Consider the following 14030-nt stretch of genomic DNA (forward strand, 5'->3'; position numbering starts at 1 on the left):
GCACCCGCAGGACGGCTCCCCGGTGTGACGATCCGGAGCGCCGATCTGCCTAGCGTCGGGCAGCGTGAGAAACCGCCTCGGAGCCGTGTTCCTGCTGGTCACCGCCCTGTGGGCGGCGTCGGCGCAGCCGTCGGAGGCCGCCGTGCCGGGGCCGGTGCGGCTGGACGCCGCGTGCGCCGCGGACCTCGCCGCACGGCTCGGGGAGGGCACCGTGCTCGGCTGCGACCCGGCCGGCCGCGGCCTCGCCGTCGTCGTCCTCGGCGACCTCGGTACGGCCGCGCACGTGGCCGTCCTGGTGCCCGGGGCCGACGCCGACCTGGCCCGGCTGTCCGATCCGGAGCACCCGCAGCGGCGGCCGTTCGGCTGGGCGCAGGCGCTGGCCGGCGCGGGCGGTCCCGGGCTCGCCGTCGTCGTGTGGGTCGGGTACGTGACGCCGAACGGGCTCGGGGTCGACGCGGCGGGCGGGCGGCTGGCCCGGGCCGGGGCGGCCGCGCTGGTCCGTTTCGTCGACGACCTGGGCACCGGCGCGCACGTCACCGTGGTGGGGCACAGCTACGGCGCGGTGGTGACCGCGCTGGCGGCCCGCGACCTGGCCGCCGACGACCTCGTGCTCCTCGCCAGCCCCGGTGCCCGGGCGGACTCGGTGGCGGAGCTCGGCACCACGGCCCGGGTGTGGGCCGGGCGGGCCGAGGACGACTGGATCGGCCGGGTGCCGAACGTGCGCGTCGGCGACCTCGGGCACGGCGCCGACCCCGCCGACCCGGACTTCGGCGCGCGGCCCGTCCCGGTCGACGGCGTCGCGGGGCACGACGGCTACCTCTCCCCCGGCACGGCCTCCCTGACCGCCGTCGCCGCCGTCGCGACCGGCCGCGGCGGGGCGGTGGCGGCGTGAGCCGTGACCGCGGCGTCGACGCGCTGCGCGGGCTGGCGCTGGCCGGCGTCGTCGCCGGGCACTGGCTGGTCACCGCGCCCGGCGTCCCCGGTGCCGTGGACGGGCGGGTGGCCACCGGCAGCCCGCTGCGGGAGATGCCGGCGCTGGCGCCCGCGAGCTGGCTGCTGCAGACGCTGGCGCTGTTCTTCCTCGTCGCCGGCTGGGCGGCCGCCCGGAGCGACGGCGGGGCGCCGTGGACGGCGCAGCTGCGGCGCCTGGCCGTCCCGGTCGGCGCGCTGGTCGCCGGGGTGGCGGCGGTGGCGACGGCGCTGGCGGTGTCCGGGGCGCCGCAGGGCGTCGTCCGGACGGTCGTCGTCCTGTCGCTGCGGCCGCTGTGGTTCCTCGGCGTGTACCTGGTGCTCTCGCTGGCCACGCCGCTGCTCGTGCGGCTCGACGCCCGGTCCGGCCCCGGGGCCGCGGCGCTGCCGCTGGGCCTCGCGCTGGCCGGTCCGCTGCTGCCGGGCGGCGTCTGGGCCACCGTGGGGACCACCGTGTGCGCCTGGTGGGTGCCGTGGCAGCTCGGCGTCGCGACGGCCCGCCGGCCGCTGGGACGCGGGACCTGCGTCGCGCTGCTCGCCGGGGGCACGGCGGCGGTGCTGCTGCTGGTGGAGGTCGCCGGGCTGCCCGCGACCGCGGTCGGGGTGCCGGGGGCGGCGGCGTCCAACCTCGACCCGCCCTCGGCCGCGACGCTGGCCCTCGGCCTGGCGCAGGCCGGTGCCGCGGGCCTGCTGCTGCCCCTGCTGCGGCGGGGTGCCGGTCCGCTGTCCGACGCGGCGATCGGGCTCGGCCGGGCGGCCCTGCCGGTGTTCCTGCTGCACCAGCCGCTGTTCGTCCTGCTGTGGCTGGGCACGCTGCCGCTCGGGCCGCTGCCGGGCCTGCACGACGCCCCGGACGGCCCCGGCTGGCTGCTGGCCCGGGCCGGCTGGGCCGCCCTCCTCGCGCTCGTGCTGTCCCGGGTGCTCCGGCCGGCTCCGCGGGAGGCGGGACGGCGTTAGCGTCCGGCCGTGGCCCGGCTGCGTCTCCTGCTGGTGGCGCTCGTCTGCGCCGGCTGCGGCACGGCAGACCCGGCGCCGGTGGCGGCGCCCGCGGAGTTCACCGCCCGGGACCCGCTGGCGGCCTGCCCCGCGCAGGACCTCGGCCAGGGGGACCGGGTCGCCGCCGAGGCCCTGGCGTGTCTCGCCGCCGGTGGGGCGGAGCTCGCGGTCACCCGGCCGACCACCGAGGGCGACCCGGTCGCCTCCTGGTTCCGCGCCCGGCCCGGCGTCCCGGGCCTGGAGGTGTTCGTCGACGGCAGCCGCGACCGCTTCGGCACCGGCGACTGGCTGCGCCTGGACTGCCCCGGCGCCACCTCGCCCGACGACCTCGGGAACTGCACCGAGACGGTCCTCGGCTGAGTCAGCGGACGCGGGTCATCCGGCGCGGGTCATGCAACGCGGGTCATGGTCGACGCGTACCCGCCGCCGGGCCACTGCCACGCGCCGTCGTTGACCGTGCCGTCGGCGCTGAACCGCCCCTCGAAGCGCGCCGGGGAGTCGGTGCCGCCGAACCAGATGGTGAGCAGGTCGCCCTCGATCCGGTAGGTGTACTCGAGGTGCTCGCCGCCGGCGCCGAAGAAGTGCGAGCGCAGCTCACCGGCGTCGGCGTCCCAGCCGACGTACTCCACGCCGCGGGTGGGCTCCTCGCCGCGCAGGTCCACGGTCTGCACGAGCCAGTTCCCGCCCTCCATCCACTCGTAGCGGACCTCGCCGCTGAGGCCGTCGGGGTTGGCGACGGTCCAGGTGCCGACGAGGCGGTCGAGGCTGCGCAGCGCCGCCGTGCGGGCGTCCGGGCTGGTGCTGGTCATGGCGTCCTCCTGCGGGCCGGGCCCGGCGCCGTCGCGGGGCTCACCGGGGAGACCGGCCGGCGGGCGCCGCCTCATCGGTGGACACGCGGGGCCGATCGGGACCGGCGACGGTTACGGTCCCCCGCTGTGACCGCCGTCGCCCCCCGCCTCGGCCGGGGCACCCACCTCGGCTACGCCGCCGGCTCGATCGGGACGGCGGCCTTCGGGACCGTGCCCGGCCTGCTGCTGCTCTACTACCTGACCGACGTGCTGGGCATCGCCGCCGGCCTCGCCGGGCTGGTCGTCTTCGCGCCCAAGGCCTGGGACGTGCTGCTCAACCCGTGGATCGGCAGCCGCTCGGACCGCACCACCGGCCGCTGGGGACCACGCCGGCCCTGGATGCTGGCCGGCGGGCTGGCGCTGCCGCCGCTGTTCGTCCTGGTCTTCGCCGGCCCGGGCGCCCCGCCCGCGCTGGCGGCGACGTGGGTGGCGGTCACCTTCCTGCTCGCCGCGACCGCCTACGGCTGCTTCCAGGTGCCCTACGTCGCGCAGCCGGCCGAGATCACCGACGACCCCGGCGAGCGGGCCACGCTCATGTCGTGGCGGGTGGCCGCGCTGGCCCTGGGCATCCTGCTCGCCGGTGCCGGCGCCCCGGCGGTGGTCGACGCGTTCGGCGGCGGGCGCGGCGGGCACCTGGCGATGGCGGTGTTCGTGGCGCTGCTGCTGGCCGGCGGCATGCTCGGCGCGGTCGTCGGCACCCGCTCGGCGCCCACGCTGTCGCGGGTCAGCAGCGAGGGCCGGCTCGGCGCCACGCTGGCGCTGACCTGGCGGTCCCGGCCGTTCCGGGTGCTGCTCACCGGCTTCGTCGTCCAGGCGCTGGGCATCGGCGTGATGCTCGCCGGCGTCCCGTACTACTCCGAGCAGGTGCTCGGCGACCCCGCGGCCGGCTCGCTGCTGTTCGCCGCGCTGGTCGGCCCGGCGATCCTGGTCATGCCGCTGTGGCTGCGGGTCAGCCGGCGGCTCGGCAAGCGCACCGGCCTGCTGGCCTCCTCGGCGCTGTTCGCCGTCGCGGCGGCCGGGCTGGCCCTCGTGGACGCCGGCGGCACCGGGCTCGCCGTCGTGCTCGTCGTGCTCGTCGGCGTGGGCTACGCCGGCATGCAGATGTTCCCGCTGGCGATGCTGCCCGACGTCGTCGCCGCCGACGAGGCGGCGTCCGGGCAGCGGCGGGCCGGCGTCTTCACCGGCGTCTGGACGGCGGCCGAGACGCTCGGGCTCGCCGTCGGCCCCGGCCTGCTCGGGCTGCTGCTCGGCGCGGCCGGCTACGTGTCCTCCAGCGGGGGCGACGCCGTCCAGTCCTCCGGCGCGGTGCTCGCCGTGCGGCTGGGCTTCTCGGTCCTCCCCGCCCTGTTCGTGCTGGCCAGCCTGCCGGTGCTGGCCCGCTACCGGCTCGACCCCGTTCCCACCCCGACCCAGGAGGTCCCCGCGTGACGCCGCAGGAGGTGCTGGCCGAGCTCACCGCGCTGCAGGCCGGCGACGTGCCCACCCACGGGGGCTCGACGATGGCCTACGTCTACGACTCCGGCCGCGTCGGGATCGACCATCTCGCCGCCGCCGCCCAGGCCGCCTTCCAGTGGACCAACGCGCTGGACCCGACCGCCTTCCCCAGCGTCGCCCGCATCGAGGACGACCTGGTGGGCGCGGCGGCCGACCTGCTCGGCGGTGGCCCGGCCACGGTCGGCACGGTCACCAGCGGCGGCACCGAGAGCTGCCTGCTGGCGGTGCTGGCCGCGCGCGAGCGGTGGCGGGCACGCGGCGGCACCGGGCGGCCGCGGCTGGTCCTGCCGGTGACCGCGCACGCCGCGTTCCGCAAGGCCGCGCACCTGTTCGATCTCGAGGTCGTCGACGTCGCCGTCGACCCGGTCACCTGCCGCGCGCTGCCCTCGGCGGTGGCCGAGGCCCTCGACGCCCGCGCGGCGCTGGTCGTCGTCAGCGCGCCGTCCTATCCGCACGGCGTGCTGGACCCGGTCGGCGAGGTGGCCGCGCTGGCCGCCGCCGCCGGCGTCCCCTGCCACGTGGACGCCTGCATCGGCGGGTGGGTGCTGCCCTTCCTCGACGACGTCCCGGAGCCCTTCGACCTGTCGGTGCCCGGCGTGACCTCGCTGTCGGTGGACCTGCACAAGTACGGCTACGCGCCCAAGGGCGTCTCCGTGCTGCTCACCGCCGAGCCCGAGCTGCGGCAGGGCCACTGGTTCAGCACCGCCGGCTGGCCGGGCTACCCGGTGGTCAACCCGACGCTGGCCGGCACCCGCCCGGCCGGGCCGATGGCCGCAGCCTGGGCGGTGCACCGATGGCTCGGGCGCGACGGCTACGCCGAACTCGCGCGGGCCACCCGGGCGGCCACGGTGGCGCTGGCCGAGGGCGCGGCGGCGATCCCCGGGCTGCGGGTGGTCGGCACGCCGGTGGCCACGCTGGTCGCGATCGCGCAGGACGGGCCGGACGGCGTCGACGTGCTCCACCTCGCCGACGAGGCCACCGCCCGCGGCTGGCTGCTGCAGCCCCAGCCACCGTTCGCCCAGCCCGGCGGCGCGGACCTGCCGGCCACGCTGCACCTCACGGTCACCGGCGCCACGGCCGTTCGGGTCGACGCGCTGCTCGCCGACCTCGCCGACGCCGCCTGCGCCGCCGCGGCCCTCCCCCCGCCGGTGGCCGACCCCGGCCTGGTGGCGGCGGCCGCGACGATCGACCCGGCGGCGCTCACCGTGGCCGAGGTCGACGCGCTGCTGGAACTGGCCGGCGTCGGCGGCGGGACGCTGCCCGAGCGCATGGCGCCGGTGCACGCGCTGGTCGCCGCGCTGCCCCGCCCGGTGGCCGAGCGGCTGCTCGCCGGCGTCCTCGACCTGGTCTACCGCCCGCGGCGGGAGTCCGCCGTCAGCGGGTGACGCCCTCGTCGCGGGCGCAGGCCGCCACCGCCTCGGCGACCGCGGTGGCCACCCGGCGGTCCAGCGGGCTCGGGACGACGTGGCCCGGCGCGAGGTCCTCGCCGACGACCCCGGCGATGGCCTCGGCCGCCGCGAGCTTCATCCGCTCGGTGATCGCCGTGGCGCCCGCGTCGATGGCGCCGCGGAAGACCCCGGGGAAGGCCAGCACGTTGTTGATCTGGTTGGGCAGGTCGCTGCGCCCGGTGGCGACCACCGCCGCGTACCGGGCCGCCATCTCCGGGTCCACCTCGGGGATGGGGTTGGCCAGCGAGAACACGATGCAGCCCGGCGCCATCGAGGCGATCGCGGCCTCGGGCACCGAGCCGCCGGACAGCCCCAGGTAGACGTCGGCGCCCTCGAGCGCACCGGTCATCGTGCCCGCGTAGCCGGCCCGGTTGGTGTGCTCGGCGACCCAGCGCTTGACGGGGTTGAGGTCCTCGCGGCCCAGGTGCAGCACCCCGCGCGAGTCGGCGACGGCGATGTCGCCGACGCCCGCCTCGAGCAGGATCTTCGTGCACGCGATGCCGGCCGCCCCCGCCCCCGCGACGACGACCCGCAGGTCGCCGAGGCCGCGGCCGGTCACCCGCGCCGCGTTGCGCAGCGCGGCGAGGACGACGATCGCCGTCCCGTGCTGGTCGTCGTGCATGACCGGGATGTCCAGCCGCGCCCGCAGCCGCTCCTCGATCTCGAAGCAGCGCGGCGCGCTGATGTCCTCGAGGTTGATCCCGCCGAAGGACGGCGCGATCGCGACGACGGTCTCGACGATCGTGTCGACGTCGGTGGTCGAGAGCACGACCGGCACCGACGACAGCCCGGCGAACTCGCTGAACAGGCAGGCCTTGCCCTCCATCACGGGCAGCGCGGCGGCCGGGCCGATGTCGCCCAGGCCGAGGACGGCGGTGCCGTCGGAGACGACCGCCACCACGCGCGGCGCCCAGGTGAACCGCCGGGCCAGCGCCGGCTCCGCGGCGATCGCGCTGGAGACGCGGGCCACGCCCGGCGTGTAGGTGAGCGCGAGGTCCTCGCGGGTCTCGATCGGGCGGGTCGGGCGTACCGCCAGCTTGCCGCCCTCGTGGACCGCGAACGCCGGGTCCTGGGAGAAGCGGTCGCCACCGGCCTCGACGGAACCCGTCTCTGCGCCCATGGACCCAGCAGGGTAGTGCTGTGACCGAGGTCGCCGCGGCGTGCACCCCCACAGGGCGACGCCGGGGGCGCGCGCCCTCGCTACCGTGCCGCCGTGGAGATCCGCGAGCTCGCCGTCCCGGACGGCTACGTCCTGGACCTGGTTCCGCACGGCGACGACCGCGGCCGCTTCACCGAGTGGTACCGCGCCGACGTGCTCGCCTCGGCCACCGGGTGGGCGCTGCCGCTGGCCCAGGCCAACCACAGCGTCTCGGCCCGCGGCGTCCTGCGCGGGGTGCACTTCGCACTGGTGCCCCCGGGGCAGGCCAAGTACGTCTACTGCCCGGCCGGGCGGGTGCTCGACGTCGTCGTCGACGTCCGGGTCGGCTCCCCCACGTTCGGCGTCTCCGAGGCCGTCCTGCTCGACTCCGCGCAGCCGCGCGCGGTCTTCCTCGCCGAGGGGCTCGGCCACGCCTTCCTGTCGCTCGAGGACGGCTCGTCGGTCACCTACCTGGTCTCCTCGGGCTACTCGCCCGGCCGGGAGTTCGGCGTCTCGCCGCTGGACCCCGAGCTGGACCTGCCGTGGCCGTCCGACGTCGAGGTGCGGCTGTCGGACAAGGACCGCGCCGCGCCCACGCTGGCGCAGGCCCGCGAGCAGGGGATCCTGCCGACGATGGAGCAGTGCTCCGCCCGCTACGCCGAGCTCCGCGCCGGGGCCCGGGCCTAGGGCCTGTCCTGCGGATCTCGCGCGCCGCCATCCGTGTCCCTGGAGGCGGCCTCAGGGACAACATCCATGTCCCTGGAGCCGCGGTTCCGTCAGGAGCTGCGCGGTTCAGGCACCTGGACCTTGCGCAGAGACCTCAGGCCCGCGCGCACCTCTTCTGTGAAGAGGTCCGGCTGCTCCCAGGCTGCGAAGTGCCCACCCACGGGCAGCCGGTTGTAATGGATGAGCTTGGGATAGGCCCGTTCTGCCCAGCTCCGCGGCACCTGATAGAGCTCGTCAGGAAAGACGCTGACCGCTACCGGGATGGAGACGCCCTTCGGGCCGAAGAAGGACAACTTGTTCTCCCAATAGAGGCGGCCCGAAGAGACCCCCGTGGTCGTCAGCCAGTAGTGGGTGATGTTGTCGAGTACGTCGTCTCGGCTGAGGCCCTCGGACTGACCGTCGAAGACGCGGGCGATCAGTGCCAGACTGGCCGAATCGTGGTCGAGCATCCACGCGGCCAGGCCGACGGGTGAGTCCGCAATTCCGTACAGCGACTGCGGGTGGGTTCCCATCTCGAGTGCATAGGCCACATCCGTCGCCCAGAAGTCCCTCAGCTTCTCGTAGAGCCGTGTTCCCTCGTCATCGAGATCGGACGGCGGCGGGCCGCCCGACACGACCGCCGCTGTCACGTCGTCTCGAACAGCGCCAGGGAAGTTGGTGTGGATGCCGATCAACCCCTCAGGTGCCTGGGCACCCATCAGATCGACTATCTGCCCGCCCCAATCGCCGCCCTGGGCGGCGTAGCGGTCGTATCCGAGGCGCTTCATGAGCTCGGCCCAGGCACGCGCGATGTGCTCGGGGCCCCAGCCGGGGGTGGACGGCTTGCCGGAGTATCCGTAGCCGGGCATGGAGGGGACCACCAGGTGGAACGCGTCCGATGCCTGCCCACCATGAGCAGTGGGGTCGGTCAACGGCTCGATGATCTTCAGTTGCTCCACGATCGAACCCGGCCAGCCGTGGCAGACGAGGAGTGGCAGTGCATCCTCGTGCTTCGACCGCACGTGGAGGAAGTGGATGTCCAGTCCGTCGATCTCGGTGAGGAACTGCGGAAAGGAGTTCATCCGCGCCTCGCACCTGCGCCAGTCGTACTCGGTGGCCCAGTAGCCCGCGAGCGCCCGCATGGTGGCGAGCCGTGGCCCCTGCGACTGATCAGGAACTGTCTCCTTCTCGGGCCAGTGCGTGGCCACGATGCGAGCACGTAGGTCCTCGAGGTCCGCCTCGGGGACTTGGATCGTGAACGGGCGAATCCCACGTGCCGTCTGTTCTGCAACTGCAGTCATGGCTGGGTCTGCCTCTCGATTTCGAGACCTACGGGGAAGCCCCGGAGACCGGGCGTGACGCAGTAGCCCCGAACCAGCGCCACCGGCGCGGTCAACGCAAACCGGGGGCGATTTCCACAGTTCTCGGACCTCGAATTGACGCCAGGGTCGGAGGACCTTTTCCTGCGTGGCGGCACCCTCCGTGATCGCGAAGACGTGTAATGGCACCCGAAGCGCGTGCGATCACGACGTGGAGCCGGCCGCCTTCGGCGTTGCGGGCAGCAGGACGAGGACGAGCGTCCGCTGGTCGTGCCGACGGGCCACCGTCTGAGATCACCCGGACTGTCACGGAATGGGCCGCTCAGGGACACCGGCGGCAGTCGTGCCGCACATCATCCGCAGGACAGGCCCTAGGCGGGCGGCGGCGCCAGCCGGCCGGGGCGCGGCCGCAGCCGGGCCACCACGCGGCCCACGGCCACCGCCGGCCCGTACGCCCGGCTGTCGTCGGTGACCAGCCCGTTGTCCCCGCGGACGTCGACGGTGCCGCCGTCGAGCAGCCGGTGCACGCGCTTGACCACCAGCAGGTCCGGGCGGGCCGGGAACCGGGCCAGGACGACGTCGCCCACCCGGGCCCGGCCGGGGCGCAGCCGGCGCACCAGCAGCCGGTCGCCGTGGCGCACGGTCGGCGTCATCGACGGCCCGGTGACCCGCGCGAGGACCCACACCGTGGGCAGCGGCGGGACGGGGCGCTCGCCGGTGTGGGGGGTGATCACCGCGAGTAGGGTCGCAGACGACCAGATCCCGCGACATCCGGAGGTAGGGACATGCTGCTCAGCCGCCTGTTCGCCGCCGTGGAGGCAACCGCGCACTGCGACCTCCCGTGCGGCGTGTACGACCCGGCCCAGGCCCGCATCGAGGCGGAGTCCGTCAAGGCCATCCAGGAGAAGTACCAGGGCAGCGACGACGAGGTCTTCAAGCAGCGCTGCGTGCTGATCAAGGAGCAGCGCTCCGACCTGGTCAAGCACCACCTGTGGGTGCTGTGGACCGACTACTTCAAGCCCCCGCACTTCGAGAAGTACCCGCAGCTGCACGAGCTGTTCAACAAGGCCACCAAGCAGGCCGGCGCGGCCGGCGGCAAGGGCAGCATGGACCCCGCCGAGGGCCAGAAGCTGCTCGACTACATCGCCCAGATCGACAAGATCTTCTGGGAGACCAAGGCCGCCGCGTAAGCGGTTCCCTGAACGACCCCGACGGCCGGTGGGCACCTCGCCCGCCGGCCGTCGTCGTCCCCGGGCACCGATGAGTCCGGGCGCCCCCGCCGGTCTGATCCCCGACACCCGACCCGAGGAGACCCGATGGCCGTCCGGCTCACCCCCTACCTGCACTTCTCCGGCAACGCGCGCGAGGCGCTGGAGCTCTACCGCTCCGTCCTCGGCGGGCACCTGGAGGTCATGACCTTCGGCGACGTGGGCGGGGGCGGCGGCGAGTACCCCGACGACGACGTCATGCACGGCTTCCTGCGCACCGAGCACGGCCTGGAGCTCATGGCCTCCGACGGCCACGACCCCGACGCCGGCGGCCCGGACAAGGTGTCGCTGTCGCTGTCCGGCGACGACCTGGCGACGCTGTCGGGCTGGTTCGAGGCGCTGGCCGCCGACGGGGGGAAGGTCGACGTCCCGCTGGAGAAGCAGGTGTGGGGCGACACCTTCGGTCAGGTGACCGACCGCTTCGGCATCCGGTGGCTGGTCAACGTGGCCACCCCCGCCGTGTAGGCGACCCGCCGGGCCGCTCCCGGCGGGTGGGCCGGGACGCCGGCCGTCCCCGGTACCGTCGGGCCTCGATGCGCATCGACCGGGCCGGGTGGCCCTTCATCACCGGACCCCTCGCGCCGGCCGCCCTGCTGGCCGCGGCCGGCGCCGGCGCCGGCCGCCGCTGGGCGCGGATCGCCGCCTGGCCGTTCCTCGCCCTGTCGGCCTACATGGTGCTGTTCTTCCGCGACCCCGAACGCGCCTGCGACCGCGTCGAGCCACCGGCCGACGTCGTCGTCTCCCCCGCCGACGGCATGGTGATGGTCGCCGGGGAGCCACAGGAGGGCGTGGCCCCGGAGCCGGCGCCCGAGGGCGGCTGGCAGCAGGTCAGCGTCTTCCTGTCCGTGGTGGACGTGCACGTCAACCGCTCGCCCTACCGCGGCGAGGTCGCGGAGAGCTCCTACCGCCCGGGCAGCTTCCTGGCCGCCTACCGCGCGGAGTCGGCGCACCGCAACGAGCGCAGCGAGCTGTGGCTGCGCGACGGCGAGCGCACCGTCGTCTTCCGGCAGCTGGTCGGCGTGCTGGCCCGCCGCATCGTCACGCGCACCGGCGTCGGCCGGCGGCTGGCCACCGGCGAGCGGTTCGGCCTCATGAAGTTCGGCTCGCGCATGGACGTCTTCCTGCCGGCCGAGTGCACGCTGACGGTCCGGAAGGGGCAGCGGGTGCGCGGCGGGGAGACCGTCATCGCCCGCTGGCCCGACGCCGGCTGAGGAGCCCCGGTGCCCAGTTCGGCCTCGGGTGAGGGGCGGCCGGCCCCGACGCGGCGCACGGCCACGGTCGAGTTCGTCCGCGGCTCGGTGCGCGGCAGCCGCCGTCGTGCGCTCGCGACCCTGCCCAGCCTGTTCACGCTCGGCAACATGCTGTGCGGCTTCGCCGCGATCCTGGTGTCCATCCGCGGGCAGTACACGCTCGCCGCGGTGCTCATCGGCCTGTCGGTGCTCTTCGACATCACCGACGGCGCGGTCGCCCGGCTCGTCGGGGCGGTGAGCTCCTTCGGCCTGCAGTTCGACTCGTTGGCCGACCTGGTCTCCTTCGGCCTGGCCCCCGCCCTGCTGGCCTTCACGCTGTTCTCCGAAGGCCGCGACGAGTGGGACCCGCTGGGCTGGGTGGTCTGCTTCCTGTGGGTGGCCTGCGCCGCCATCCGGCTCGCCCGCTTCAACACCACCATCGACCCGACGGCGGACAAGCGGTACTTCACCGGCATGCCCAGTCCGGGCGCGGCCGGCGTCGTGCTGGCCTCGGTCTTCGCCTTCGGCGACCAGATGCAGGGCCGCGACCGGCTGTGGGTGCTGCTCATCGTCGCCGTCCCGGCCCTGCTCATGGTCAGCACCATCCGCTTCCGGTCGTTCCGCTCGCTGGTGAGCCCGAAGAGCGGGCGCCCCTACGGGCTGGTCGCCGCCGCGGTCGCCCTGGTCGTGGGCTTCGCCACCGTCCCCGTGGTCACCGGCTGCGTGCTGGCCTACGGCTACCTGCTGGCGCCGGTGCTGGTGCCGCTGCTCTCGCCCCTGGCCCGGCTGGTGCCGGCCCGCCTCCGTGAGGTCCTGACATGAGCGTGCGCCCGATCCGGCCCGACGACGTCCCGGCCGTGGTGGGCCTGGTGCGCGAGCTCGCCGAGTACGAGAAGGCCGCGCACGAGGTGCGGCTGACCGAGGAGCAGCTGCGGACCGCGCTGTTCGGCGACTCCCCCGCGCTGTTCGGCCACGTCGCCCTCGCCGACGGCGCCGTCGTCGGCACGGCGCTGTGGTTCCTCAACTTCTCCACCTGGCGCGGCACCCACGGCATCTACCTCGAGGACCTCTACGTGCAACCCGAGCACCGCGGCGCGGGCCTCGGCCGGGAGCTGCTGCGCACGCTGGCCGCCACCTGCGTGGAGCGCGGCTACGACCGGCTGGAGTGGTCGGTGCTCGACTGGAACGAGCCCTCGATCGCCTTCTACCGGGCCGCCGGCGCCGTTCCCCTGGACGAGTGGACCGTCTTCCGGCTCACCGACGACGCACTGACCGGCTTCGCGGCCGACCGGCGCGGTACGGCAGGCTGACGATCATGACCCTCGAGCGCGGCCCTGCGGAGTGCTGGCTGACCGACATGGACGGCGTCCTCGTGCACGAGGGCCAGGCCCTCCCGGGGGCCGCCGACTTCCTCGCCCGCCTGGTCGACACCGGCCGGCGCTTCCTCGTGCTCACCAACAACTCGATCTTCACGCCCCGGGACCTCGCCGCGCGGCTGTCCCGCTCCGGCCTGCAGGTGCCCGAGGAGTCGATCTGGACCTCGGCCCTGGCGACGGCGGACTTCCTCGCCAACCAGCTGCCCGGCGGCTCCGCCTACGTCATCGGCGAGGCGGGCCTGACCACGGCGCTGCACGAGGCCGGCTACACGCTCACCGACACCGACCCGGACTACGTCGTCCTGGGCGAGACCCGCACCTACTCCTTCGAGGCCATCACCCGGGCGATCCGGCTGATCGGGGCCGGCGCGCGCTTCATCGCCACCAACCCCGACGTCACCGGGCCCTCGCCGGAGGGCCCGCTGCCGGCCACCGGGTCGGTCGCCGCGATGATCACCGAGGCCACCGGCGCCAAGCCCTACTTCGTCGGCAAGCCCAACCCGATGATGTTCCGCAGCGCCATGAACCGCATCGAGGCGCACTCGGAGAGCACGGTCATGATCGGCGACCGCATGGACACCGACGTCGTCGCCGGCATCGAGGCGGGCCTGGAGACGATCCTCGTGCTCACCGGCTCGACCGCCGCCGCCGACGTCGCCCGCTTCCCGTTCCGGCCCAGCCGGGTGCTCGACTCGATCGCCGACGTCGTCGGCCTCGTCTAGCGCTCGTAGAAGGCCAGCCGCGCCTCGGGCGTGGCCAGCAGGTACAGCTCGGCGACCGCCAGGACGATCAGCGGGACGCCCAGCAGCGGCTGGCCACCCGGGAACGCGGTGCTGTAGCCGAACAGGCCCAGCAGGATCTGCAGGACGACGACCGGCCCGCGCGCCCACGCCGACACCCGCCGCAGCCCGACGGCGGCCGCGGCCAGGGCGACGCCGAAGATCCCGACGTAGACCACCTCGGCCAGCGCGCGGCCGACGCTGTCGGGGTCGCTGGTGAGGGTCAGCCACAGGATCACCAGGGCGCCGCCGATGAGCAGCGCCGCCTCGACGGCGGCCACCAGCGCCGCCCGCACGACCGCGGCCGGCGCCTCGGGCCGCGGGGGCCGGGGTGCGCGTGCGGTGGGCTGCGCGGCGCCGCCGAGGAGCCGCTCGGCCCGGCTGGGGCGGCGGCTCCCGTCCTCGTCCGTCACACCAGCGAGGCTACGCGTCACCGGTCACGCCAGGACCCCGTCCGTGCC

At 75.2% G+C, this 14030-nt stretch carries 17 protein-coding genes; 12 read left to right on the forward strand and 5 right to left on the reverse strand.

Annotation, left to right across the window (positions count from 1 at the left end; genetic code table 11):
- Positions 1–64: 64 nt before the first annotated feature.
- From FN207_RS14715 to FN207_RS14725, 3 genes are read left to right on the forward strand one after another with little or no spacing between them, the layout of a single operon-like run.
- Positions 65–892, forward strand: coding sequence for an alpha/beta hydrolase (locus FN207_RS14715; protein ID WP_142459226.1), 828 nt, complete (start codon positions 65–67; stop codon positions 890–892).
- Positions 889–1926 (forward strand): acyltransferase family protein, encoded by a 1038-nt coding sequence (locus tag FN207_RS14720; protein WP_142459227.1) that lies wholly within the window; start codon positions 889–891, stop codon positions 1924–1926. Before FN207_RS14715 ends, FN207_RS14720 begins: the two co-directional genes overlap by 4 nt.
- Positions 1927–1935: 9 nt before the next feature.
- The gene (locus FN207_RS14725; protein ID WP_142459228.1) at positions 1936–2325 is read left to right on the forward strand and encodes a DUF4362 domain-containing protein; all 390 of its coding nucleotides are present in this window, start codon (positions 1936–1938) and stop codon (positions 2323–2325) included.
- A gap of 29 nt (positions 2326–2354) precedes the next feature.
- Here the strand turns inward: FN207_RS14725 and FN207_RS14730 are convergent, their stop codons facing one another.
- Entirely contained in the window at positions 2355–2774 is a 420-nt protein-coding gene (locus FN207_RS14730; RefSeq protein WP_142459229.1) for a hypothetical protein, read from the reverse strand.
- 126 nt (positions 2775–2900) lie between these two features.
- Here FN207_RS14730 and FN207_RS14735 point away from each other — a divergent pair, with 126 nt between their 5' ends.
- Positions 2901–4241, forward strand: coding sequence for an MFS transporter (locus tag FN207_RS14735; RefSeq protein ID WP_142459230.1), 1341 nt, complete (start codon positions 2901–2903; stop codon positions 4239–4241).
- Positions 4238–5692 carry a pyridoxal phosphate-dependent decarboxylase family protein gene (locus tag FN207_RS14740; RefSeq protein ID WP_142459231.1) on the forward strand — a complete coding sequence of 485 codons (1455 nt, stop codon included), beginning with the start codon at positions 4238–4240 and terminating at the stop codon, positions 5690–5692. The genes FN207_RS14735 and FN207_RS14740 overlap by 4 nt, the downstream gene beginning before the upstream one ends.
- Here FN207_RS14740 and FN207_RS14745 read toward each other — a convergent pair.
- Complete coding sequence (locus FN207_RS14745; RefSeq protein ID WP_142459232.1) at positions 5682–6875, reverse strand: NAD(P)-dependent malic enzyme; 1194 nt, start codon at positions 6873–6875, stop codon at positions 5682–5684. The two genes, FN207_RS14740 and FN207_RS14745, sit on opposite strands and share 11 nt — an antisense overlap.
- A 93-nt stretch (positions 6876–6968) precedes the next feature.
- Between FN207_RS14745 and FN207_RS14750 the strand changes: the two genes are divergently transcribed.
- A complete protein-coding gene (locus FN207_RS14750) occupies positions 6969–7580 on the forward strand; it encodes a dTDP-4-dehydrorhamnose 3,5-epimerase family protein (RefSeq protein ID WP_142459233.1) in 612 nt (203 codons plus the stop codon).
- A gap of 89 nt (positions 7581–7669) precedes the next feature.
- Here FN207_RS14750 and FN207_RS14755 read toward each other — a convergent pair whose 3' ends face one another.
- Together FN207_RS14755 and FN207_RS14760 are read right to left on the reverse strand one after the other, a co-directional pair.
- Positions 7670–8962: an epoxide hydrolase family protein gene (locus FN207_RS14755; RefSeq protein ID WP_425459853.1), complete on the reverse strand. Its 1293-nt coding sequence runs from the start codon at positions 8960–8962 to the stop codon at positions 7670–7672.
- 326 nt (positions 8963–9288) lie between these two features.
- Entirely contained in the window at positions 9289–9651 is a 363-nt protein-coding gene (locus FN207_RS14760; protein ID WP_246066066.1) for a S26 family signal peptidase, read from the reverse strand.
- Between the two features lie 51 nt (positions 9652–9702).
- Between FN207_RS14760 and sodN the strand changes: the two genes are divergently transcribed.
- The 6 genes from sodN to FN207_RS14790 all read left to right on the forward strand — a co-directional run bounded on the left by sodN (position 9703) and on the right by FN207_RS14790 (position 13512).
- Positions 9703–10107 carry a superoxide dismutase, Ni gene (sodN, locus tag FN207_RS14765; RefSeq protein WP_142459235.1) on the forward strand — a complete coding sequence of 135 codons (405 nt, stop codon included), beginning with the start codon at positions 9703–9705 and terminating at the stop codon, positions 10105–10107.
- A gap of 126 nt (positions 10108–10233) precedes the next feature.
- The gene (locus tag FN207_RS14770; RefSeq protein WP_142459236.1) at positions 10234–10650 is read left to right on the forward strand and encodes a VOC family protein; all 417 of its coding nucleotides are present in this window, start codon (positions 10234–10236) and stop codon (positions 10648–10650) included.
- A gap of 68 nt (positions 10651–10718) precedes the next feature.
- Complete coding sequence (locus FN207_RS14775; protein ID WP_142459237.1) at positions 10719–11396, forward strand: phosphatidylserine decarboxylase; 678 nt, start codon at positions 10719–10721, stop codon at positions 11394–11396.
- 9 nt (positions 11397–11405) lie between these two features.
- The gene (gene pssA, locus FN207_RS14780) at positions 11406–12236 is read left to right on the forward strand and encodes a CDP-diacylglycerol--serine O-phosphatidyltransferase (RefSeq protein ID WP_142459238.1); all 831 of its coding nucleotides are present in this window, start codon (positions 11406–11408) and stop codon (positions 12234–12236) included.
- Positions 12233–12724 (forward strand): GNAT family N-acetyltransferase, encoded by a 492-nt coding sequence (locus FN207_RS14785; RefSeq protein ID WP_142459239.1) that lies wholly within the window; start codon positions 12233–12235, stop codon positions 12722–12724. Before pssA ends, FN207_RS14785 begins: the two co-directional genes overlap by 4 nt.
- Before the next feature lie 5 nt (positions 12725–12729).
- Entirely contained in the window at positions 12730–13512 is a 783-nt protein-coding gene (locus FN207_RS14790) for an HAD-IIA family hydrolase (protein WP_110905487.1), read from the forward strand.
- Here the strand turns inward: FN207_RS14790 and FN207_RS14795 are convergent.
- Positions 13509–13982, reverse strand: a complete 474-nt coding sequence (locus FN207_RS14795) for a hypothetical protein (RefSeq protein WP_246066067.1) — start codon at positions 13980–13982, stop codon at positions 13509–13511. The two genes, FN207_RS14790 and FN207_RS14795, sit on opposite strands and share 4 nt — an antisense overlap.
- Positions 13983–14030: the final 48 nt, after the last annotated feature.

Source organism: Geodermatophilus aquaeductus (assembly GCF_900182545.1).
GTDB lineage: Bacteria > Actinomycetota > Actinomycetes > Mycobacteriales > Geodermatophilaceae > Geodermatophilus > Geodermatophilus aquaeductus.

Excerpts from the sequence above, each read along its gene's own strand:
- FN207_RS14770 (WP_142459236.1), top strand. The coding sequence starts at position 10,234 with ATGGCCGTCCGGCTCACCCCCTACCTGCACTTCTCCGGCAACGCGCGC.
- FN207_RS14775 (WP_142459237.1), top strand. The coding sequence starts at position 10,719 with ATGCGCATCGACCGGGCCGGGTGGCCCTTCATCACCGGACCCCTCGCG.
- FN207_RS14790 (WP_110905487.1), top strand. The coding sequence starts at position 12,730 with ATGACCCTCGAGCGCGGCCCTGCGGAGTGCTGGCTGACCGACATGGAC.
- sodN (WP_142459235.1), top strand. The coding sequence starts at position 9,703 with ATGCTGCTCAGCCGCCTGTTCGCCGCCGTGGAGGCAACCGCGCACTGC.
- FN207_RS14745 (WP_142459232.1), bottom strand. The coding sequence starts at position 6,875 with ATGGGCGCAGAGACGGGTTCCGTCGAGGCCGGTGGCGACCGCTTCTCC.
- FN207_RS14730 (WP_142459229.1), bottom strand. The coding sequence starts at position 2,774 with ATGACCAGCACCAGCCCGGACGCCCGCACGGCGGCGCTGCGCAGCCTC.
- FN207_RS14785 (WP_142459239.1), top strand. The coding sequence starts at position 12,233 with ATGAGCGTGCGCCCGATCCGGCCCGACGACGTCCCGGCCGTGGTGGGC.